18 protein-coding genes are annotated in these 24,039 nt (G+C 40.1%); 8 read left to right on the top strand and 10 right to left on the bottom strand.

Going from position 1 to position 24,039, the window contains the following annotated elements; translation table 11 throughout:
* Window positions 1-19: 19 nt before the first annotated feature.
* Window positions 20-325 (bottom strand): LytTR family DNA-binding domain-containing protein, encoded by a 306-nt coding sequence (locus tag AC04NP_RS08650; protein WP_482859184.1) that lies wholly within the window; start codon window positions 323-325, stop codon window positions 20-22.
* A 474-nt stretch (window positions 326-799) separates the two neighbouring features.
* Here AC04NP_RS08650 and AC04NP_RS08645 point away from each other — a divergent pair, with 474 nt between their 5' ends.
* Together AC04NP_RS08645 and AC04NP_RS08640 are read left to right on the top strand one after the other, a co-directional pair.
* Entirely contained in the window at window positions 800-2,182 is a 1,383-nt protein-coding gene (locus AC04NP_RS08645) for a sigma-54-dependent transcriptional regulator (RefSeq protein WP_482859183.1), read from the top strand.
* Between the two features lie 19 nt (window positions 2,183-2,201).
* Window positions 2,202-3,551, top strand: coding sequence for a sensor histidine kinase (locus tag AC04NP_RS08640; protein ID WP_482859182.1), 1,350 nt, complete (start codon window positions 2,202-2,204; stop codon window positions 3,549-3,551).
* Between the two features lie 189 nt (window positions 3,552-3,740).
* Here the strand turns inward: AC04NP_RS08640 and AC04NP_RS08635 are convergent, their stop codons facing one another.
* Together AC04NP_RS08635 and AC04NP_RS08630 are read right to left on the bottom strand one after the other, a co-directional pair.
* Window positions 3,741-4,814, bottom strand: coding sequence for a Gfo/Idh/MocA family protein (locus AC04NP_RS08635; protein ID WP_482859181.1), 1,074 nt, complete (start codon window positions 4,812-4,814; stop codon window positions 3,741-3,743).
* 223 nt (window positions 4,815-5,037) lie between these two features.
* The gene (locus AC04NP_RS08630) at window positions 5,038-7,437 is read right to left on the bottom strand and encodes an ABC transporter permease (RefSeq protein ID WP_482859180.1); all 2,400 of its coding nucleotides are present in this window, start codon (window positions 7,435-7,437) and stop codon (window positions 5,038-5,040) included.
* A 321-nt stretch (window positions 7,438-7,758) separates the two neighbouring features.
* Between AC04NP_RS08630 and AC04NP_RS08625 the strand changes: the two genes are divergently transcribed.
* Window positions 7,759-9,129 (top strand): sigma-54-dependent transcriptional regulator, encoded by a 1,371-nt coding sequence (locus tag AC04NP_RS08625; RefSeq protein WP_482859179.1) that lies wholly within the window; start codon window positions 7,759-7,761, stop codon window positions 9,127-9,129.
* A gap of 20 nt (window positions 9,130-9,149) precedes the next feature.
* On the top strand, window positions 9,150-10,499 hold the full coding sequence (locus tag AC04NP_RS08620; RefSeq protein WP_482859178.1) for a sensor histidine kinase: 1,350 nt from the start codon (window positions 9,150-9,152) through the stop codon (window positions 10,497-10,499).
* Between the two features lie 102 nt (window positions 10,500-10,601).
* Here the strand turns inward: AC04NP_RS08620 and AC04NP_RS08615 are convergent, their stop codons facing one another.
* The 4 genes from AC04NP_RS08615 to AC04NP_RS08600 all read right to left on the bottom strand — a co-directional run bounded on the left by AC04NP_RS08615 (window position 10,602) and on the right by AC04NP_RS08600 (window position 15,393).
* Entirely contained in the window at window positions 10,602-11,957 is a 1,356-nt protein-coding gene (locus AC04NP_RS08615; protein WP_482859177.1) for a tetratricopeptide repeat protein, read from the bottom strand.
* Between the two features lie 136 nt (window positions 11,958-12,093).
* Window positions 12,094-12,261 (bottom strand): hypothetical protein, encoded by a 168-nt coding sequence (locus tag AC04NP_RS08610; protein WP_482859176.1) that lies wholly within the window; start codon window positions 12,259-12,261, stop codon window positions 12,094-12,096.
* Window positions 12,262-12,680: 419 nt separating this feature from the next.
* Complete coding sequence (locus AC04NP_RS08605; RefSeq protein WP_482859175.1) at window positions 12,681-13,997, bottom strand: tetratricopeptide repeat protein; 1,317 nt, start codon at window positions 13,995-13,997, stop codon at window positions 12,681-12,683.
* Window positions 13,998-14,073: 76 nt separating this feature from the next.
* Window positions 14,074-15,393 (bottom strand): tetratricopeptide repeat protein, encoded by a 1,320-nt coding sequence (locus AC04NP_RS08600; protein ID WP_482859174.1) that lies wholly within the window; start codon window positions 15,391-15,393, stop codon window positions 14,074-14,076.
* 317 nt (window positions 15,394-15,710) lie between these two features.
* Between AC04NP_RS08600 and AC04NP_RS08595 the strand changes: the two genes are divergently transcribed.
* The 3 genes from AC04NP_RS08595 (at window position 15,711) to AC04NP_RS08585 (ending at window position 18,136) form a co-directional block, all read left to right on the top strand.
* On the top strand, window positions 15,711-15,944 hold the full coding sequence (locus tag AC04NP_RS08595) for a hypothetical protein (RefSeq protein ID WP_482859173.1): 234 nt from the start codon (window positions 15,711-15,713) through the stop codon (window positions 15,942-15,944).
* A gap of 651 nt (window positions 15,945-16,595) precedes the next feature.
* A complete protein-coding gene (locus AC04NP_RS08590; RefSeq protein WP_482859172.1) occupies window positions 16,596-16,775 on the top strand; it encodes a hypothetical protein in 180 nt (59 codons plus the stop codon).
* 152 nt (window positions 16,776-16,927) lie between these two features.
* Window positions 16,928-18,136: a tetratricopeptide repeat protein gene (locus AC04NP_RS08585; RefSeq protein ID WP_482859171.1), complete on the top strand. Its 1,209-nt coding sequence runs from the start codon at window positions 16,928-16,930 to the stop codon at window positions 18,134-18,136.
* A gap of 1,059 nt (window positions 18,137-19,195) precedes the next feature.
* Here AC04NP_RS08585 and AC04NP_RS08580 read toward each other — a convergent pair.
* Complete coding sequence (locus tag AC04NP_RS08580) at window positions 19,196-21,124, bottom strand: glutamate-cysteine ligase family protein (protein ID WP_482859170.1); 1,929 nt, start codon at window positions 21,122-21,124, stop codon at window positions 19,196-19,198.
* Between the two features lie 45 nt (window positions 21,125-21,169).
* Window positions 21,170-21,364 carry a hypothetical protein gene (locus tag AC04NP_RS08575; RefSeq protein WP_482859169.1) on the bottom strand — a complete coding sequence of 65 codons (195 nt, stop codon included), beginning with the start codon at window positions 21,362-21,364 and terminating at the stop codon, window positions 21,170-21,172.
* A 107-nt stretch (window positions 21,365-21,471) separates the two neighbouring features.
* Between AC04NP_RS08575 and AC04NP_RS08570 the strand changes: the two genes are divergently transcribed.
* A complete protein-coding gene (locus tag AC04NP_RS08570) occupies window positions 21,472-22,341 on the top strand; it encodes a TolB family protein (protein WP_482859168.1) in 870 nt (289 codons plus the stop codon).
* Window positions 22,342-22,346: 5 nt separating this feature from the next.
* Here AC04NP_RS08570 and AC04NP_RS08565 read toward each other — a convergent pair whose 3' ends face one another.
* Window positions 22,347-24,038: a DUF6909 family protein gene (locus AC04NP_RS08565; protein ID WP_482859222.1), complete on the bottom strand. Its 1,692-nt coding sequence runs from the start codon at window positions 24,036-24,038 to the stop codon at window positions 22,347-22,349.
* Window position 24,039: the final 1 nt, after the last annotated feature.

Genomic DNA, 24,039 nt, shown 5'->3' with positions numbered 1-24,039 from the left:
CAAGCAAATCCTTCAGGTTCTAGCGATAGCTTTGGATGATCTTTGGTTTTTTTCCGTTAAAAAGGGTAACAATATACGCGTTATTGAAATGAGGGGTCAACTTACGAATGGCAGCGATACTGACCGGGCTGGATTTATGAATGCGTAAAAACATGTCACCGGGCAACGTAGTTTCCATCTTTTTTAAATGCTCGCGAACCAGATAAAACCTGCCATTGATATGTATTTTCACATAGTAATCAAATGCCTGTACCCATATGATGTCATTGAAGGGGAAAAAATGTATTTTACCATCATGGCAATCGTGTTTAAGGCATATAGTCATTATTTCAGAATTATGAATTACAACGGTTTTTTGGTGCACCGGGACTGATGAGGCTCATTAGTCAATGAAAATTAGATCCTGTTTTTCAAAATCTGCCTTGCGGCAACAATAATGTAGCTCCAAATCATAATACCCAATTATCCATTACCAAATACCCAATCGCCAATTCAGGCTGTGTGAAAACAACAATGTTGCCAAAAACAACCAAATTAAATTCTGTTTTAGTTAATTGAATGAAAAAGCAAGTAACATATACTCATTTCATCGGCTTTTCTCAAAATAATATTTTGAGAAAATTTTTCAGCGTTTCATTTTTATACCGCCTGAATTGTCAATTGTTCATTATCAATTGTCAATTAACAATATGCATATTTTAAAATTCACTTTTTCAAAAAAATATTGTTTCATTATAAAACAATCGTTTGTATCATAATGAAACGATGCATAAATTTAGATGATAAGCGGTAAAAGGCCATGACAAAAAAACAAGGAACCGTATTGGTAATCGATGACGATGAAGGAGTACTTCATACGGCGAAAGTGATATTAAAGCCACATTTTTCAGCAGTAAAGACATTTAACTCGCCTCATGACCTGCCAGATTATCTAAAGCGGCACCATGTGGATGTATTGGTCCTGGATATGAATTTCTCCCGGGGGGTGACCTCGGGGCAGGAAGGCCTGGCATGGCTAAAAAAAATCAGGCAAACCGATCCTGGCTTGCATATATTGGTCAACACCGCTTACGGAGATATTGACATTGCCGTACAGGCTATGAAAGCCGGGGCGGTGGATTTTCTTACGAAACCCTGGGAAAAAGAAAAGTTGCTGTCAACCGTACTTTCCATATTCGAGCTAAGCCAATCTAAAAAGGAGCTAAATCAGCTAAGAAACAAGACCAAAATATTAAATCAGGATTTAAACCGGCAATTTGATAACATTATCGGTCACTCGGAGGCCATGCAGCATATTTTCAGGGCCATAGACAAAATTGCCGGAACAGATGCCAATGTACTTATTTTAGGAGAAAATGGTACAGGGAAGGAATTGATTGCCAGGGCCATTCATCAAAGATCGACCCGTCATAAAGAATCTTTTATCAAAGTTGATCTGGGAGCGATAACCGAAAGCCTGTTCTCCTCAGAATTATTTGGCCACGCCAAAGGGGCGTTTACCGATGCCAAAGAAAGCCGGGCCGGAAGGTTTGAAATTGCTTCGGGTGGCTCTTTGTTTTTGGATGAAATTGGCAATACCTCGGCGGCTATGCAGGCTAAATTGTTAACAGCCCTGCAGCAGCGCGAAATCGTGAGGGTGGGTTCAAATAAACCCGTTTCGATCGATATCCGGCTCATTTGTGCCACCAACCGGGATATTTATGAGATGGTTGCCAAAAATACCTTTCGCCAGGATTTATTATATCGCATCAATACCGTGGAAATAAACCTGCCACCTTTGCGGGAAAGGAAAGAAGATATTCCACTATTGGCTAATCATTATTTGAAACTTTATGCGGCTAAGTATCAAAAAGAGCGGCTGCAAATCAGCCGGAATACGCTGGATAAACTAGTAGCCTATCAATGGCCGGGGAATATCAGGGAGCTACAACACGCTGTGGAAAGGGCCATAATCATGAGTAACAACCATCGATTACTACCCTCGGATTTTCTTTTAAAGAATCCGGAGGCAGGCAGACAAAGAAATTTACCCGATACGCTAAACATTGAACTGTTGGAAAAAAATGCCATTGAAACCGCCATTACCATGGCCAATGGCAACCTGACCAAAGCCTCTGAAGAGCTGGGAATAGGCCGTACCACTTTGTACAGAAAAATGAGAAGGTATGGAATAACCATATAGCATCAGGGGACTATATTGTATGAAATTTTACAGAAGTAATAACATCAGCATACTATTAAGGATTGTCGCTATCCTTGTGCTATGTTTTGCTGTCGTCTATTTTTGGTTGCTTACCCCCTACTGGGCCATATCATTGTGGTCTTTGGTATTTATAGCACTGATCACTGTGAATTTAATCCGTCATTTGGAAAAATCGCAAAGGGAAATGGTCAATTTCCTGCTGGCTATCAAGCAAAACGATTTTACAACTTCATCACAACAATCCAGTTATAAAATTGATTTGAAATATGCCCAGACGCAAATTCTCAAGGTATTCCAGCGGCTGAACAAGGAAAAGGAATCAGAGCATCAATATCTCAAAACAGTGGTTGAGCATGTGAAAGTGGCACTGGTCTGCTTCGATGAACAGGGAGAGGTAACTTTGCTGAATCAGGCGGCCTGTGAGTTGTTTAACCGGCCTTACTTGAAAAACATTATCGCCCTAAAAAAGATAGATCCTGAACTTTATGATCTGTTGAAGTCATTGAGACCCGGCCAAAAGAGCCTGATAAAAATCGTTATCCAAAACAAGTTGATGCACCTGTCATTGCAGGCCACGGCTTTCAGAATAAAAAATAATAATTATAAACTGGTGTCATTCCAAGACATAAAATCTGAGTTGGAAGAAAAAGAACTGGAGTCCTGGCAAAAGCTGATCAGGGTGATGACCCATGAAATCAAAAACTCGGCTATTCCTATAGCTACCTTGACAGACGTCACTTACCAACAATTAATCGGCGAGAACGACACACCAAAAGATCTGGGCACCGTAGATCCGGAAGAGTTAAAAGACATCAAAACCAGCCTTAAGACCATAGCCAGCCGAAGTAAGGGTTTGGTGAACTTTGTGAAAGCCTACAATGATCTCACCAGAATTCCGCCACCAAAAATTAAATCAGTAAAGGTTTTGTCCCTACTGAAGAATGTTGAACAGCTATTGACACCCCAGCTTAAAAGCTCCGGCATCAGGCTAAAATATCAGATGGAAAGTACCGATATGATGATTAAGGCGGATATGGACTTAATTGAACAGGTTATTATCAATGTGTTGTTGAACGCTGTGGACGCGTTGGAAAACAAAAGCAACCCACAGATTATTATTTCCTGCTTTGTCAATCATGATGGAAAAAAATGCGTTGAGATCAGTGACAATGGTCCCGGAATTCCTGAAGAGGTCTTGGAAAATGTATTCGTTCCCTTTTACACCACCAAAAATCAAGGTTCGGGGATTGGTCTCAGCCTGTCCCGTCAAATCATGCGCCTCCACCATGGCACCATCGAAGTAAGCTCCAGAACCGGCGCCGGCACTAAGGTCACATTATTCTTTTAGCCATCAAATCGCCCCAAACCTCCGTGTCTCTTTGTGTCTTGGTGCCTTTGTGGTTAACCATTTTTCACCACGGAGGCACCAAGACACAAAGAGACACGAAGAGTTTTGTCGAAAATATTGTGCGACATCCACGTAAAGGTTATGCCCTGGAAGAAGTAGGTTCCCAATGTTCCCACAATTAAAGTAGCATCAATAATCGAGATTAATCGTTTTACCGGTTTTATAGGACTCATCGGCAGCTAAAACGATCCGGAGGCTGCTCACCGCATCGACCATATGGTCGGACAGATCCTTGTCATTTTGGATAGCATCCAATAGAAACAATTGTTCCAGTTCGCAAAGCTCATCATGGGTGGGTTCATCGGAGGTATCAAAAAATTCATCGGTTTTTACAAATTCACCTGCATTGTCCAGCTCGCCATGGTGGATTTTCAGACAGCCTGTCTGGGTATGACCATCAATGTCCTGGGAGTCTTCCCCCTTAGGTGATTCTACAATACTGACAGCGCCTTTCGGGCCAATTACATCCTTGATAAAATAAGCCGTTTCACTCATCATAGGGCCCCATCCGGCTTCGTACCAACCTACAGACCCATCGGCAAATTTGACTTGTAACTGTCCGTAATTATACATGTCATCCCCGACATCTTCTGTCAACTTTGCCCCAATAGCGCTGACGCTCACAGGCTTTGACCTTGTCATCTGACACATTACGTCGACATAATGTACGCCACAGTCTACAATCGGCGACATGGACTGCATCAGGTTTTTGTGGGTCAGCCAGTTTTTACCGGCACTTTGCTGGTTGAGGTTCATTCGCATAACCAGGGGTTTTCCCAGGGATTGTGCCATTTCAGTGAATTTTTTCCAGGCCGGATGCACACGCAAAATGTAGCCGATAACCAGTTTTCTATTGTTGTTAACCGCACAGTCAACCACCTTTTGCGCTTCTTCAGTAGTTAAAGCTATCGGTTTTTCCAGAAAAACATGGGCACCGGCTTCCAGGCTTTTTATCGCGTATGAAGCATGTGTATCCGGATAAGTGTTGATAGAAACCACATCGGGCTGCGTGGCTGTCAGCGCCTCTTCAAAATCATCATAACCTGGATATGGCCCGATTTGATCCATCAGCTCCTGTCTTCTGGCCGGGCCACGGCTCACCAATCCTACAATGTTATAATCCGGAATTTTATGATAAGCCCTGGCGTGGGATGCCCCCATGTTACCACAGCCTACTACGAGTACGTTCAGTTTATTTGCCAATTTTCAGTTTTTTTCCGTAAGATAGGAAACGTTCCCGTTTAGGCAAAATTTAATACTTTGAAAAAATCTTTTTCTGCATTCCGGACGTTGTTTTCCCTAAACACACTTTCGAAATTATTATTTCCCCTGATGGTAAAATTGCTGTCTTTTTATGGGTCGCAAAGCTATCTTAAAATAAGTAACATGGTCTTATACTTCACGAAGGTTCAACTGCCATTAAACATTATTCATCTTTTAAACAATCCACAGGATTATATAAAGCAGATTTTATCGTCTTATAGCTTACCGTTAGCAAAGCCAGCGCGATTGTCACAAAAATCGCTATGACAAATATCCACCATTCCAGGTCAATGCTGTAAATAAACTTTTGCAGCCAGTTGCTCATACCCAGATAGGCCAGCGGCAATGCGATGATAAACGCGATGGCAATCAATTTCAAAAACTCTATGGAAAACAAGCGGAGAATGTTCGTAAAAGAAGCCCCCAATACCTTTCTGATGCCTATTTCTTTTACCTTTTGATTCGTCATAAACGAAACCAGACCATACAAGCCGAGGCAACCGATAAAAATAGCAATCAAAGTTAAAACACGAAGGATATGATACATTTTTTCATCTCCCCTGTAAAACCGCTCAATAATCTCATCCATGAACCGGTATTCAAAATTGTATTCAGGATACAAGGTCCGATAGTGTTTCTCAATGGTTGTCAAATCCTTTTGAAAGTTGGCTGACACTAATTTAATACCCACCATTTGATACTCTTCCTTATGTTGAAAAAGCGCGGTAGGATTGATTTCATTTCTGAAAGAAGCAGTATGAAAGTCTTTAACCACCCCGACAATCGGATAAAACTCATTGTCCCAGCCAAACTTAAACTGCTTGCCTACAGCATCTCCGGGGTTGGTAAAACCAGCGTATCTGGCAAGCGTTTCGTTGATCAGGAATCCATTGATCGTATCACTTGGCAGCAAATTTTTACCACTCAGTAGGGTAAGCCCGTAGGTCTGAACATAATGTTGGTCACAAACTTTAATCTGGGCATCGCTTTCAACAACGCCGCTGTCGGTTTTTAAAATAAAATTCGACTTCCAAATCGAGTTGGAAGCGGGTGAATCCATTGCGCTTGTAACAAATGATACAGCCGGCATTTGCTTTAACTTTTGAACGAATGCTTTACGACTGTTTTCATTTTTGTTCGGTAACTGAATATTCAAAATGGCTTCTTTTTCGAAGCCCATGTCCTGATTCTTCATGAAATGCATTTGATACATGATTACGATAGTAGCCATCACTAACACCTGTGAAATCACAAATTGAAATACAATTAGCCCTTTCCTTAAAGGCATTCCTCCTGCGTTTTTAGTGGTAATTGAATTTTTTAAGGCCGCCACAGGCCTGAATCGGGATAAAACAAAAGCAGGATATAAACCTGATAGTATCGTTACAAATATCCATACGATGAGCAAAAATCCCCAAAATTTCAGATCATTCAGGTAATCAATTTTTAATGACAATTCCAGGTATTGATTAAACTTGATTAAAAGCAACTCTGCGAAACCCAAGGAGATGACAATAGCCAGCAGGGAAATCATCATGGTCTCAACCAGAAATTGCCACCTGATTTGCGTTCTAAAGCTGCCTAATACTTTCCGAACACCGATCTCTTTTGATCTTTTTATGGCCTGGGCCGTGGCAAGATTCACAAAATTGATGCCGGCTGTTATAATTAGAAACAGCGCAAGAAAGATGAGGGTCCAGATGTCGCTTTTGGGAGCAATTCTGTGAAAACTCCCATAAGCCCTGTTGTGATGAATGTCTGCGAAGGGCTGTAACGGATGAAACTTCGTTGCCTGATCATCCTGTTCATAATACTTTTTAATCAATTCCGCCATTCTGGTTTCGGCATCATGTAAAACTGCGTTATCCTGTACTAACACAAAGCACTGTGTATCACTGGATAAATTACCCCAATCTTCCACTTCCATTTCGTCGGCTATGGTTGCAAAACTGGCAAGCAAATGAAAGTTAAAATCCGTATTGTTGTCATTCAGGTCGGCTACTACACCTGTAATCTTAAAATCATATTTATTATCCAGGTTTATTGTTTTGTTCAATGCCTCCTGACCGGAAAAAAGTTTTTCTGCCAATGACTTCGATAAAATGGCACTGTTGGGTGCTTTTAAAGCAAGCAGCGGATTACCTTGCAGCCATTCCCTGTCTAGTATCTGGTAAAAATTTTCATCAGTAAAAGCAATACCATCCTCCTCCTGAATACTGACCCGATCACCATCAGCCGAAGGCACTGTAATGAGACCACCATCATATTTGTGCAGTATGGAAATTTTTTCAAATTCAGGAAAAAACGCTATGAGAGCTTCCTTCATGGGCAATGGTGCGCCAGCATTACGTTCTTCCCTATTATCTTGTTTTGACATGGTAACCACCCGGAAAATTCGATCTTTTTTACGGTGCTTTTTATCAAAGCCAGTCATGTGACTTACCATTAGATAAGCTACAACCGCGCAGGAAATACCAATCGACAAGCCGGTTATATTAATGGCCGCATAAGTTTTATTACGCGATAAATTTCGTAAGGCGGTAATCAGGTAGTTTTTAATCATCACTGAATTTATTGAAAGTTAACCATGCAAAAAATGTCTCCGGAGTTTTGTAAACTGTTAAGTTACATTCCGTTCAGGAAACTTATCCAACAGTTACTAGTCAAAACAAATGCCATCTTTTCAACTATCTGATTATCATATGTTTAAAAAATAACCTCTGCATTTGAAACAAAATTTGTGTTTAATTTTTAAACAAATAACTGTATAATTATAATACAATTACCTAACTTAAACGCCAACAAACACTATTTGTCCAATGCTAATTATCAACCATCAAATCACCCCCTTATAATTATCCATTGTCAATTACCAATAAACACGATGCCAAAACACAAAGCCAATATATTAATAGCAGACGACGATGCCGACGTGCTGCACACCGCTAAAATGTTTTTAAAGCAGGAATTCTCAGGCGTTAAAACCTGCCAAAACCCGGAAGATATCAGCGACATCATTCCTGAAGAAAACATTGATGTGGTACTGCTGGATATGAACTATAAAAAAGGCGACCATGACGGTTCGGAAGGCATTTTCTGGCTCGAAAACATCCTGAAGTTAGACCCGGCGCTGAGCGTTGTGATGATCACCGCCTACGGTGAAATCGATATTGCCGTGGACGCTATCAAAAAGGGGGCTGTAGAATTTGTGCTGAAACCGTGGAACAATGAAAAACTGCTGGCTACCATTCTGTCTGCTTTACAATTGAGGAAATCAAAGCTGGAGGTGGAAAAACTGAAAGGTACCCAGCAACACCTTGCTGCCGGTATTAACAAAAGTTTTGCCAGCTTTATAGGGCGGTCACCGGTGATGAAGCGGGTTTTCGAGCTGATCGACAAGGTGGCTGTTACAGATGCCGACGTACTGATCCTCGGTGAAAACGGCACAGGCAAAGAGCTGGTAGCCAGGGCCCTGCATAACAAATCGCTACGCAAAGACCAGGCATTTATCAAAGTCGACCTGGGAGCAATCAACGAGAGCCTGTTTGAAAGTGAGTTGTTCGGTCATGTCAAAGGGGCATTTACCGATGCCAAAGAAGATAGGCCCGGAAGTTTTGAACTGGCTTCGGAGGGTACTTTGTTTCTGGATGAGATTGGCAATTTATCCAAAGCCCTGCAGGTAAAACTTTTGACTGTGCTGCAAAACCGGGAGGTAAAACGAGTGGGTGCCAATGCCTATAAGCCCATTAATATCCGGCTGATCAGCGCCACCAACATGCCGGTTTATGACATGGTGGCCCACAAAACCTTCCGGCAAGACCTATTGTACAGGATCAATACTGTTGAAATACAGATTCCCCCCTTAAGGGACCGTAAAGAAGACATTCCTTTATTGATTGACTATTTTTTGCAGGTTTATAGCAAAAAGTATAAAAAGGACAACATCAAAGCCAATAAATCTGCCCTCCGCAAGCTACAGCATTACCCTTGGCCAGGCAATGTCAGGGAATTGCAACACGCAGTGGAAAGGGCAGTGATTTTGGGCGAAGACAGTCAGCTCAGTGACACTGACTTCCTGGTAACCCCTGCTCATGATTCCAAAAAGCCATCCAAGCCGGTGACGCTGGATGAAATGGAAGAAAAAACCATCAGGGAGGCCATGAATCACCATAGCGGCAACATGAGCCGCACGGCCAGGGAGCTGGGCATAACACGGGCCACATTGTACCGTAAATTGGAAAAATACGGGATATAACCCTCCTTAAATCACATCATATGCTATTTAAAAGGTTTAACTTTAAGGTTGTTTTAAGAATTGCGCTATTGCTGTTTACCCTTTGCGTGTTTGCCTTTATTTTTGGGCGAAAGGAGTTACTGTTCAACCAGATCATTCTGCTGGGCCTGATAAGTATCCAGGTTTATGAGTTGCTGAGGTTTGTTTCTAAAACCAATTATGAGTTATCGAAATTTTTGATGGCTATCCAATATGCCGACTATTCCGTAAATTATGAAGACAGCAAATTAGGAGCCTCGTTCGAAGCACTAAACCAGGCATTTTTTAATATGATAGATACCATCAAAGAGGCTAAAATCCAAAAAGAAGCACAGTATCAATTTCTCAAAATGATGGTTGATAAAATCTCAATTGGGATCATTTCCCTGAAAGAGGATAATGAAATTTATCTCATCAATAAGCAAGCAAGCGTCCTCCTAAAAGCCGGAGCGCTAAAACATTGGAATGACCTGGGGACCATCCACCCGGATTTGGTTACCAGGGTGGAAAATGCCAGTGACTACGATAAGCAGCTAATAACACTAGGTAACGGCATACAATTGTCAGTAGGGGTAAGCTCGATGGTCTTAATCAACCAGCGATACAAATTGGTTATCTTTCAGGATATTGAGCGGGAAATAGAACAAAAAGAGCTAGAAGCCTGGAATAAGTTGATCCGAATTCTTACCCATGAAATTATGAATTCCATTACTCCGATTACATCGTTAACCGATAGCTTATTGCGGTTGCTGGAAAAACATATCCCCCATCAAAAACCCTCCAAATCCCTGAACAGTGAAGACATCAATGATATCAGGTTTTCATTGCAGACCATCCAGCGAAGAAGTGATGGCATGCTAAAGTTTGTGGATGACTACCGTAAACTCACCAAAATTCCTCAACCCAAGCCGGAAGAAATTCATATGAAAAACCTGCTGGAAGGCATCATTACGCTCATGAAAGGAGAAGCCGGCAAAAAGGGCATCCGGTTTACCCTCAGCCTTTCCCCACCCGGCCAAATCATTAAAGCTGACCGCAAATTGATTGAACAGGTACTCATCAACATCATCACCAACAGCATTCATGCCCTCAAGCACAAACAACACGGCACCATCGACATAAGCACCAATACCCACGACCGTCAAAAGATGATAACCATCAAAGACAACGGCCGAGGCATCCACCACACCAAGCTGGACAGCATCTTCGTTCCCTTCTACTCCACCAAACCCAACGGCTCCGGCATCGGATTAAGCCTGTCTAAACAAATCATGAACCTCCATAACGGCACCATCAAAGTATCTTCCCCACCCGGCCAGGGTGCAAGTTTTACCCTGGTTTTCAACCACTGATCAGAGACCACTACTTCCCTGGGGAGGGTGCCCGTGTGGGAACAATTAGTAATTGGAGTGTGAGTGTGGGTTTGGGTGTGGGGTTTGAGGTTTTTTTTGATATTATTTTTTGGAAGCCATTTTTATTGTGCGTTCTAATTGGTGGGATATTAATTCTAAACCAAGGGTGGTTTCTTGTTTGAATTCCTTTAGGACGATATATTTTCTGACGTAATAGACGGATAAAATGCCGGTAAACAAAGAAAGTAGCACGGTCAGTATAATAATCACCTTGGATTGTGAAAGTTTGTCAGTTAAACTGCTGTTAGCTTCAGATAACTGGTAGGTTTCGAATGCATTTTTCAAAACATACTGGCTATTCAGACTGCCCAGTTCCTCGTTGAGTCCGCGCAGTAGCCTCGCCTGTCGGTTTTCAATCTTAAAATAGGAAATGATTTGATCAGAAGGGATCTTTACGGTGGATTGCTGTTCGTTCAGTGCTATAATTTCATCGAGGGCGTCCATTAAGTTGGTGTTGATAATAGACTTATCCGCTAACATAATGCCTTCCTGCAGATAGGCCAGTGCTTTCTCATATTCCTCTTTCTTAGTGGCCAGCCGGCTTAGCAATACCTGCGTGCTTAAAGTGAAGTCATGATCACCTAGCTCCTTTTTCAGCTTCAAAGCCTTCAATAAATATATCTCCGCATTTTTTAAATCCCCGCTGTACAAATATGATTCGCCAATATTGTTGTAGGCAATCGCTGATTTTTTCTTAAAATCTTTCAGGCCTTCGGCGGCTTCCATAGATAAAAAATATTCTTCAATGGCTTTGTTGTACTCTTTTTTATTAAAGTAAGTGGCGCCAAGGTAGTTATGAGCTTTACTAGTGAGAGATTGATTTTTACTGCTATCATTTAACAAAAGGCACTGATTAAGGTGAAATAACGATTTTTGATATTTCTCAACGCCCATGTAGCCTCGGGCAAGTTCGTAATGAGTTTTTGCTTCTAGTTGATCATCATTAATTTTTTGATATAAATCTAATGCGTGTTTTAAATATAAAATTCCATTTTCAATATCATTCCCAGCTTTAAATACCTGTCCAATATTGTATAGTGCCGTAGCAATATTCTTCTTATTTCCTTCCTTACTATACAGTTGGTGCGCTTCAAACAAATATGTTGCAGCATTTTTTAAAGCACCTTTCCATTTGTAAATCAAACCGGTGGCCCAGACCGCATTCAAATACCTCTCATCATTTCCTGTAGTTTTTGCCAATTCGAGTTGTTTGCTAGCAAAATACAATGCTGTATCATAATGAGACTCTGAAGTTTCTACTACAATTTCCCATAAAAGTTCAAGTTTAGCTTCATTGCTCATAGATTTTTCTAATTCCATTATTTTTTTCACTGGAATTTGAGCACTCAAACTCAGTGCTTGGGTTGATAGCAGCAGCAAAAAAACAAATATCTTCATATTCATGGCACAAATGTCGAAAGAGTCGAACACTAGGAAATATAAACGCGATCCAGGGGTATTAATCTACTAATATACCATAAATATTTTTAAAAAAAATACGGTAGCAGGAAATTCCTGCCACCTAAAGTATCCGTTACCTTCTCGTGTTACCCACTCCTCCAGTACCTTCATCCTCCCCATCGGTAAGCTGTACGTCTGGCAAATCAAATTTAGGCTGTATTTCCTTTAATGGATCATTTTCACAAGCAGAAAATGAAAGTGAGAACCCTATCACAAACATTAGCATTAATAGATTTTTCATAGCATTTTTTAATTTTAGAAGTTAAACATAATCATCGTTCAAGTGTCTTTGATAAAATTGACACTCTTCCAGTATTTCCGTAACCGTATTGAATATACCAAATCTTGTGAAGATTATAACTGATGGTGGGGAATTAAATAAAACTTGATTTGCTTAATTATATTTATTGAAGTTCAGATATGATTTTTGAAATACCCTTTAAGATTAGTATTATCCATAATCCGGATAAAATCTAACGTTAAAAAGTATATTGACTCCAAATAATTTGCTAGAGCAAACTAATAATTTCAGGGAAGTGCAACCAGTATGAGTTTGCCTAGGCAAACCAACAGAAATTTTTGATCAAAGATCAATTGAGTCTTAAAAATAGAGTTGCTGTAAGCAAGTTGTGGATATTGGGATAACGTATAACCAAGCAATTATATATCCTTAATATCCTTCCACATCTGCTGGATAAATGATTTAAATTTTCTCTCTTTGTAACGTAATAAAACCAAAAATGCAACAATTATGATAATTAACAAGCCGATGATCCAAAGTGTGAAGTAGTATGTTTTTTTTGCTTTTTCTTTGAAATGTAAAGCGACATTCTCCAACTCATTTTTGGATATGGTCGAAATCATCGATTCCTGAATGCTTGTTTGTTTCAAATCATGGATGTGCCGGGCATATCGTTTATTGAGTAACATGATCTTTTGCAGGTCTTTGGTTGTCAAATCCTGTTTACTTTTGTAAGCATCTGACAACAAAATCGAGGCCTCTTTTAAATGGTCACTCAAGCGATCTTTATCCAGAATGGAAATTATCTCCTCTAGATAAGAAATTGCCTCTGAGGGTCGATTTTCCAACAAGGCCAACTTTCCCAGGTTAATCAAAGTGCCGGCCAACAACTCCTGGTCTCCAAGTTTTCGCTTAAGGGCCAAGGCCTTGTTGAAATTTGACCACGCCTTTTGATAGTCTTTTTTTTCTACATAGACTTCACCAATATTGTTATAGGCTATCGCTGATTTTTTATCATAGTCCGCCAATCCAATCGCGTACCTTCTTGCCTTGCTATATTCCATGATAGCTTTGTCATACTCTTTCAATTTGTAATAATTAATTCCTAAATAATTATGTGCCTTACTGGTTAAGCCTTGATTTTCACTTGATTTATTCATTTTAAGGCATTGATTAAGATGAAAAAGCGATTTATTATAATTTGCCATTTCCAGATAACATCGTGCTATTTCATATTGGGCTTTAGCTACCCTCTGATAATCTTTTCTCTCGTTATTTAGATTTGATGCCTCCTTAAAATATAAAAGCGCATTACTGAAATTCTTTCCTTCCATGATCACCTGCCCAATATTGTATAGGGCTATTGCGATCTTTTCCGTGCGATTCATTTTACGATATAAATCAAGAGATTCAAAAAAGCAATTTACAGCTTCTTTTAGATTGCCATTTAACTTATGAATGATACCACGCGCCCATATAGCCCTTACAAATTTTTCTTCGTTACCTAATACTTTTGCAAGTTTTTGTTGTTCATTAGCATAATATATTGCCGTATCCGGATTAGATTCATGAGTTTCTTTTACAATCTCCCACAAAATCTCCAATCTCCGCTCCTTGTTGTACGTCCTCTTCATCTCCATAATCAATGAATCAGGCATATACTGCTCCTGCCCTTTCAAGGGTGATAAAAATGCTAAAAATGTGAGAAGTGCTACTATAGTTTTTGTGCTTTCCATGAATTTCACCTGATTGCTAATTAAATTTAATGAAACATTAGATTTACAGTATATCAAAAACGTCAATCAAAAAACCTTAAATATCTTTTATATCTTCCCACATCTTTTGAATAAAAAGCTTGAATTTCCTCTCCCGGTGATATAATAACAGCAGAAATCCCACAATGATAATTATTGAAAAGCCGATGATCCAAAGTGTGAGGTTATGGCTCTCTTTAACTTTATTTTTTAAATACAGGGTTTCATGTTCCAGCATACTTTTGGAAGCGGTCAAAACCATCGACTGCTGAAATCCAGTCTGTTTCAAATCGTGGATGTGCCGGGCATATTGTTCATTGAGACTCATAATCTTTTGTAAGTCTTTTGAGGTCAAATCTTGCTTACTTTTATAGGCCTCTGCCAGCAAGACCGAGGCCTCCTTTAAATTATCGCTCAAGCGGTCTTTATCCAGAATAAATATTATTTCCTCTAAATAGAGAATTGCCCCTGAAGGTCGATTTTCTAATAAGGCCAACTTACCGAGATTAATCAATGTGCCGGCCAGCAGTTCCAGGTCTCCATACTCCCTTTTAAGCGCCAAAGCCTTTTCATAATGTGACCTGGCCTTCTCATAATCACCTTTCTCCACATACACCTCACCAATATTATTAAAAGCGATGGCCAACTTGTTGTCATAATCTGCCAATCCTACGGCATAGTCCCTGGCCCTGCTATATTCCTCAATAGCCTTGTCATATAATTTCAACTGATAATAATTAATCCCCAGATAATTATGGGCTTTACTGGTAAGTCCTTGATTTTCGTTGACATCATTTAATTTTAAGCACTGATTAAGGTGAAACAAAGATTTGTTATGATTTCCTAATTCCAAATATCCTCTTGCTAGTTCATAATGAGTCTTTGCTTCGAATTGTTCTTCGTCGAGAAATTTATATATGTCTAGAGCTTTCTGTAAATACAATACACTTTTTTCGAATTCGCCACCTTTTTTAAAAACCTGCCCTATATTATACAATACCATTGCTGTGTTGTCTTTATCACCCAATTGTTCATATAGATGAAGGGCTTGAAATAGATGAGCACCAGCGTTATGAAAATCTTTTTTTAATTTGTAGAGCATGCCTATTCTCGCTGTAGCATCTGCATATCTTTTCTTATTCTCAAGTATTTTAGCTAAATTAAGTTGTTGTTTAGCAAAGAACATCGTTGTATCATAATCAGAAACTCCATAAGTCTTTCTGACAACCTTCCACAAAATCTCTAGTTTTCGCTCCTTGTTATAAGTCCTCTCCAACTCCATAATCAAAGAATCCGGCATCTCCTGTCCTTGCCCGTTCAGAGGCCAGGGCAAAACAAAAAATACAAAAAGTTTGATGATCGATTTTACGCTTCCCATGTGCTTTAAACCGGTTGTAAATTAAGATTAACAAAATATAAAATTTCAAACATATCTAAAAATATAATGAAAAAATAATTATTCTCCTCTACCTTACAGACACCGGCAATGTCATGGTAACAGCCATCGGATTAATTTCACTATCAACAGGTTTTGGTAAATACGGATGATAGGTCCTCAAATTGATTGGGACATCAGGCAATTGGTTCAAGCAATGCGCCATACAGCGCCCTAACCAAAGGCGCTAAAATAAATATAATGTTTTTGCTAAATTTGATTTTCACACCAAAAACCAGGCAATAAAGTCCCATACCCATATGAAAAATTTAGCCCTGACAACCTTGCTGCTTTTAATCCTCAATTACTGCCAAATCAGCCAGAAATTTGACGAGGGTTTTTTTCATACCGTTAGTGAGAAAATGGCTGGCAAAAAGCTGGGCTTCTCACTTACACAAGAAGACATAGATCAACTTATGATTAAAAACCCCCGTCAGGCATTTCAAATAATAGATATTTCTTCACCCATTCCGGGTTTTAATGCTCAAAAATGAGTCAAAATTCTGCTTAGCCCAATACAAAGATAAAGCATGCCATCGAACAAGGAAAAATTGACGAACTAATTGCCACTATCCAAAAAACACCTCAGGTTGTAAATGAAAATATAACTTTTGGGTCCGGACATGAGCATCAGGTTCATCCCATCAACTTTATCTGTGATTGCGTATTTGAAAATAAAATCTACGAATCCACTGGTCTGGAAATGGTTCGTACACTGATCCGCCACGGCGGCAGCAAGATGAATTTGGGTGTTCGCCATTGCTGTGGGTCGTTCACGGACTGCTCAACGGGAAAGGACGTAATATCAGAAATCAGCAGGAAGTAATAATCAGGTTAATAACTTCAGAGGCAGATCCCAATAGCAAAGATAATAATGGGAATACACCGGCAAAAGTATTATAAGGAACCGGTCACGAGGCAGTGATAGAATCTTTGTACAAGTTTGGCGGAAAAACATGATATGATAGCCATTGATAATAGACATCTATTTAAGTAAATGAAAGGCCTGATAACCAAAATATAACTTTAAACAAACCAATAGCCAATTTATTCATTAGGAAGATAGTGGAAATGATGTGCTATCTCTCTCAGGGAAGCGGGTTTGTAACCGCTATATTAATATAATGGGTCTTAAATCGGTAGCTATGATTTTGACTTTCAATATGGCGGTTGCCGTACTTTTTGCCTACAATCTGTTGAACTTCACCGAAGGTGAAATAGCATTTAATTATTTTGTGCTTGCCCTTGTCATTTCGCTTACAGACACCGGAAAATGCCGTACCGACCAGATGATCCTGAATAAAATAGTTCATACAAAAGCATAGATCAAAATCAATTCAAATACGTATATGTCAATAAGAATGAATCAATTTTACTCACTAATAATCTCCGATTGTCATTTGACATTTGATAATTGACATTTCACTAAAAGTGTTTCGGCAACAATGGGCCTATGTTCTCTAAATTAATTGTTTTTTTGAGCTTCCTTTTACTTTCGTTCATTCATACCGGTCTGGCCCAGAATCAAAGACGGCAGGATTTACTCCAGTATTCGGCAGAAAAAAATTATCAACTGGGTATGAAAGCGCTGGACAACAACAACTTTGAAAAGGCCATTGATCATTTTGATGCGTGCTTATACAGGGATTATCTTTACCTGGAAGCTTATTACGCCAGGGCAACTGCCAAGGAGTGGTTAAAGCAATCAAAAGCGGCGCTAACCGACTATAATATACTGCTGGAGCTGGCACCAGGGCATGTAGAAGGTACTATGGCCAGGGGCATTCTCAGATACAATCAGCAACAATATGAACTGGCGAAAGCAGACTTTCTGAGATTTCTGGCTTTGCCAAAAGGTGAAACAAACACCGTGTTTTTCCGGTCTTCCCTATTTGAAGCTGGCACTGATAAAATCATGACCGCTCAGGGGACAAGTGTCGAAATCTACAATTACCTGGGCCTGACCCACACAAAACTAAATGACTTCAAACCAGCCATTCATTACTTCGATAGTGCCATACAGATAAACGGTCGTGAGCCCGACTACCTTACCAACCGCGGCATAGCACATGAAGGGTTGGGAGACATCGGGGCAGCCATTGCCGATTACGAGAAAGCATTACAGTTGGATCCGGGCAATGCTTTGGCCAGCTATAATCTCGGTGTGCTGGCGGTACAGACAACCAATAGCGAACTGGCTATAAAAACCTACACTGAAGTGCTGAAAAAAGATCCGACACTTGCCTATGCCTATACCCAAAGAGGTATTGCCAAAATGGAAAGCGGAGACTATTCAGGTGCCCTGGCAGACTATGATTCTGCCATATTGCTTGATAAGTCCAACCCTGAAAATTGGTTGAACCGGGGGTTGGCCAAAGAAAAATCAGAAGATTTTGTGGGAGCCTACAGTGACTTCAGCCAAACCATTCATCTGAAACCTGATCATGAAAAAGCCTACCTGAGCAGGGCCAACGTTTTGATTAAGTTGGATAAATACGAAGAAGCCATTCAAAACTACGATATGGCTATATTCTACCATCCTTCTTACGGGTTGGCCTACTTTAACCGGGGCATTGCCAGGTACAATAACCAAGCATCTACTGCGGCTTGTCCCGATCTTCAAAAGGCTTTCGAACTGGGCATTAAAAGTGCCGGCCCCATACTCAAAAAAGTTTGTAGCAATTAACTACGCACTACACAAACAAGCACAGGGTAACTTGTCCATTCTGTACTTCATGGTCCCTGAATTGTCTGAGCGTTGGAAATCTGGCGCAGTAAGCGCTTGGCATGTCAAAAGGAAGCGTAAGCTATCTGAATGCCAGGGAAAATAGTCTGTGTGATATTATTATGTATAATTTTCTTATTAAACTGATTATCAATTACTTATTGTAAAAAATTTCAGAAAAACAACCAAGTGTTATTTTTTTTATAATTTTTTGTTGACATTATTGTTATTTATTTTTAACATTACAACATCAATTAACAACATCGTAAAATGGTTTGTTGATTAAACATCAATTTAATCGTGGGAAGGAAAAGGATAGGGCTTAATTTTTTAAACTTAATTAAAATTTAAAATTAACTAAACATTTTGGAGGTCAGTTTTTTAAACTTGAAAGTATAGCCCTATCCGAATCCTTTACTACTATTTTCAAACAAATCAATTATTGGGGGATAGTTGCGATTTTAGAATCGCTGGTAAGAAGCGAATTTGGCTTGGGGTAAAAAGTTAGGTTAGTAATCAGGTCAGAGCTCTTTTACCAAAGGATGCCCTATTTCGGGGCATTCTTGACTCATTTTCAAAAGTATAAAAATGTAACATATGGAAAAATATCAATCGGAGTTTAGGTTTCACCATGTCTTGGGAATAGGTTGGTAAATTTTTAAGATCTGTTGTCACAGGTAAAAATGTTAAGTTTCGACAGAGTTTGGGAATACAGCCATAATATTCTGTAAATCAATGACATTGTAAAACCTATAGTTAAAAATACATAGAAAAACGCATCGTATAAAAAAACCGGGAATTATAGTTTAGGTGAAAGTTAAATATTAATTTCCTTTCAACAAAAGTGGCCCTGGCTTGGTAAGCACCAAAGGTGAGAGAGAAAGCCTGGCCACTTTCGTTCTTCCTAGAGTTATGCAGACCGTTAGGCTGGCTTATTGGATGAAATTTATTGTGTTTATTCTATCACCTTAACGCTATTTATTTATTAACTCTATTTGTTTATCTTGGTGGTTTGGTGGTTTAGCTTATCCTTTTCTCTTTTAATATATTCAACAGACTGCCCGTTATGTTAATAAAATTTCCTTCGGTTACTACACCAACCAATTTATCATTGTTGACCACAGGAAGACAACCAATGCCCGACTCTCTCATCAGATTCATGGCCTCAATAATGGTCGCGTTAGGAGAAATGGATATCGGATCTTTAATCATTAAATCATTTACCGTTTTTTCCAGCTTTTCTCCCAGCTTATGCTTGATACAAAAATAACGTAAAAGCGTCCTGGAAGTAATTAACCCCGTCAGTTTTCCTTTTTCATCCTCAACAGGGGTATATCTGATCTTTTGCCAGTCCATAATATCAGCGACCAACTCCGGTATGTCATCTTTATGTACTGTGAATATATCGGTAGTCATAAACTCTTCCACCAAAATCTTGGAAGGATGCCAGCTATTAATATCATTTACACAGGCATCTTTCCATTGATGTACAGGAACTCCTTTTTTTTGATTTTCAACCATGGCCGAAGAAATAGCAATCATCACCTCTTCCCTGGTTCGTTGTTCCTTTGACAATTTGGAGAAGGAATTCAGCAGCCAGACTGTCCCATTCTGCCGCACCTCATTTCTTTCTTCTATAACCGACAGGTACCGGTCAATATCTCCCTTGCTGACGTTGTTGTTTTCCAGTCCTTCACGGGCAATAGGCAACAACTCATTTTTAATCAACTTACTGACCCCCAGTTTTTTACCATTAAACCAGGTAATTTCACTATTAATACCATTAAATGAAGTAGCCATAAAATTTGACTTGGCGTCGTCAAAATCCATTAGCTGGTTTACGTTTGGGTAGTGGTTGCCAAAGGCATTCATCAACCCCAGCCAAAAGGCTGCGTTGGCAACTTCATCAATGACACTTGGCCCGGCTGGCAGTACCCGGTTTTCTATTCTGAAATGCGGTTTGCCATTGCTGCTTATTCCATAACAGGGGCGGTTCCAGCGATAAACCGTGGAGTTATGGATGGTCAAGGCCCTTAACTTTGGTGTAATCCCATCGTCGAGCAATTTCATAACATCACCCTCGAGCTGTGTCATTAACATCACTCTGAAACGAACAATATCTTCTTTGTACAAATCCAGTATGGAGTTTTGCAGCCATTGATTTCCAAAAGTCACCCTGGGGCTCCTGTCCCTGAGGTGTTCACCGGCAGTGCGGGTGTCGATCGATTGCTGAAATAAGGCGACACGGGTCTCACTCCAAAGCCTTTTGCCAAACAACAATGGCGAATTTGAGGCAATGGCAATGGTTGGGGCAGTAAGTACCTGGGCAATGTTGTATTTTTCCACAAACTCCTCGGGCCTGACCTGCAAATGTACCTGAAAGCTGGTATTGCAGGCTTCCAACATGGCAGAGTCATGCTTCAAATTAAGCTCATCAATCCCCTTGATCCTTAGCTCATACATCCTGCCTCTTAACTTACTGATGGCTTTCATCAGGGCGTGATAACGTTGCAGGGGTGTTAAATTATCAAGGTCCATATCAAACTTTCTCAGGGTAGGAAGTATTCCTGTAATGAGAAAATCTATGTCCATGTCATTGGCCGTCTTTCTGAGCTTGTTCAGCAATGCGTCGATGTTATTTTCAAGCGTAGAAAAACACCCCCCGGTAAAATCCAGAGGTGGCAGATTGGCCTCGATGTTGAATTTGGCGAGCTCAGTGGTAAAGTTATCGTCTCCCAGTTTATCCAGTAACTCCATGGCCACCGGGGCCGGTTTATAATACCGATCTATCAGGCAAATTTCCTGTTCGGCTCCAATGCGGGCCGGACTATCGTCAAACCAGTCCTCATCTATCATCCTCTCCAGGGCTTGCACATCCAGCAAAAGCCGCTTTGTAAAATCATTGAGCTGCTTTTGGGTAGTCACCAGTTTTACATTCAGGTCGCCCATGTCTTTTAGGTTAAACTTTAATTAAAAATATTAAATATTTTGACATTACATAGCTTCATCCTCATTAATTTGCTTCTTTAACAACAAAGCTTTTAGTGCTATTTGCCCGCTCGGATCAACGGCATTCCTGTTTATGATGATGGTTTGCGTACCTTTTCTCAAATCCAATCTGCCAACAGCAACACTTTTCCACTGTTTTTGATAGACCGCTCCCCTGTCGACCCTATCAGGCCCGGGCAAGGGTTCCGGGAAAAATAAAATTATTTTCAGAATGTAGTAACAACAATTTAACTAAATTCGGGTAATAAAACTGGATATCTTAAAATACCAATCAAAATAATTTCATTATGCACCGGCACATTTTTTTTATCCTGATTTTTTCATCAGGATATATATATGGACAACAGGGAAGTGAAATTTACCTTTTTGACTTAGCAATTGCGCTTGACAATGTTTCGATTGCCAATCCTATTAATATTACAGAACGGCCTGGTTATGATAACCAGCCACATTTTTACCATAAAGGAAAAAAGATACTGTTCACATCCATGGAGGCGGGTAATCACACTAATATTTATAGTTACAACTTAAAGTCAGGAAAAACAAAGAAGATCTTTAACACCTATGTAAGTGAATATTCACCTATTCCTATCAAAAAAGACAAATATTTTACCTGCATCATGGTAGAAGAAAACGGAGATCAGCGGTTATGGAAATACAAAATGAATGGGCGGGGAAGATCCCCCGTTTTCGAACACATTAAGTTTGTGGGTTATCACTGCTGGATTGACGACCAAAGGTTGGGATTGTTCATTGCGGGCGAGCCTAATACTTTACAGATTGGCAATACCATCACTGGCAATTCGCTCCGGGTTACAGAAAAGATTGGCCGGGCTCTGCACCCTATGCCTGGCGAAAACCTGCTAACCTTTGTCCAAAAAAAAGACGCAATCCACTGGGTGATTAAATCCCTCAACCCCGATAATCTGGTGATGACTGACGTTATCGATACATTACCCGGTTCGGAAGACTTTTGCATTTTGAATGATGGAACGTTTCTTATGGGACAGGGTAACGCACTCTTTAAATACAATGCTAAAACGGACATCAATTGGTCTAAAGTGGCGGATTTATCTGATTACGGGATTACATCAAAGTTTAACCGGCCGACAGTAAGTGCCAATAACAAAAAGCTGGCTGTTGTGGTGATGGAATGATGCTTTTAACCTAAAATCTTATTTAAAATTTGCACGGTAATCAGATAAGTGGGTTTTACGCCATCCTGGCCCAGGCTGCCGGAAGCAAGGGTTTTGCCAGTGATTAACGGATTATCAGAAGCATAGTAGGCATATCGTAATTTTACGGTTTTCTTGATGCTGTTCCTGATTTTGGAGGCCGACTGAATGGCCTTTTGGTAATGGGCGCCTTCCATTTCCAATCCTACGGCCTTCCAGGATGAATCAAGGAAGTATTCAAGCACATCCTTGTTTTGCAATGACGTGCCAAGAACAGTGACCATGGGCCCTTCAAATACCTGCAGGTCATGACCTTCAAAATCTTTACAAGAAAACTCGTTGTCAATAGGATAATTGTCGGCAGTACCTTCAAAAATGTGGGAGCTTGGCACCATGATATCGCTTTTTTTACCAGTCAATATACCGGCTTTACCCATTATTGAGATAGAATCCACTTTTAACGGATATGCTTTACCGTCTTTTTCAAAAGGTTTCAGCAATTCATCCATGGTCTCGAACGCCTGTTCACCAAAAGCATAATCCATCACCAGAATGATTGGCTGATGGTCCTTGATTTTAGTTTCATCAACCGAAAGCTCTTTAGGCAAAGATTTGAGATCAAGTTTGGCCATGTCAATGATTTGTACAGCCAGGTTTGTGCCCGACTGGTCAGGGATTTCGTACAGCCCGTTTTCCCTGGCATATTTTTTCACCTTTTCACGGGATTTTTCATTTTTCAAAATGCTAAGCTGGCGGGCAATGATTTCCAACTTGTCAGTTTTGAGGGTATTTCTTAGCACCTTATAACCATACAAGGTATTAATCACACTGTGTAAATTAGAACTAATAATATGTACCGGCCGCTGCATCAAATCGTGTTCCCACAGATAGTTTTTAATGTTATCAGCCCAAAGCTCACCATAAACATGATGTCCGATCCTTTCTCTCAAGGTCGCTGAAAAATTGATCTCCCTGTCCCCCTTACCTTTTTCCTCATCAATAGCCAGCTTTCCTAACCAATAAATCGTGTGAAAAAGGCTATGACGATTCTCATTTTCATAAAAACTTTCACCTGCTCTGGCAGTTTCTTCGTATGTTCTTCCAATAACCGTACTCAGATAGGTATAAGCGATCTCTTTGTTAAATTCCTTGCCCTGATATTCACGTGTGATAGTTTCCTCCAGTTTTAGCCACGCCTGGGTTTTCCCACCTTTTTGATCCAGGCCATGCAATTTAATTTTTTCGGCCTCTATGTAAAGAAAAGTCAGGTGGGTCAGGATGTCATAAATATCACTTCTCCCGCGGGTTAGCTCTATGTACATTTGGTCCTTATCTATCCGGTAGCAGTTTCTTCGCCTCTTGAGGGGAACTATTGCCTGGAAATTGGTTTTGTCCAGGCCCTCTTTGGAAATCAATCTGATGAACCGGCATTCTTCAATCCCCTTGGGAAGCCGGTCAATAACATAAAGCAACCCATCCAATTCAACCCTTTCATTATCGGCAATCAGGCCATAAATCTCGGGCCTCAGGGTTAATAATGCCTGCACCAATGATTCTCCGGAAATTCCAAGAGGTTTATAGCCACCTCTGATAAAAAGGTGGCGCATGATAATATATAATCTCTCAATAGCAGACCTCGACTCCTGGGCTCTGCTGCGTTGAATAGGTTCGGTGTTCATA

This window comes from Agaribacillus sp. DX54, assembly GCF_056858335.1.
The sequence above is the reverse complement of the archived record's forward strand: the minus strand, read 5'-3'. Positions and strand labels throughout refer to the sequence as shown.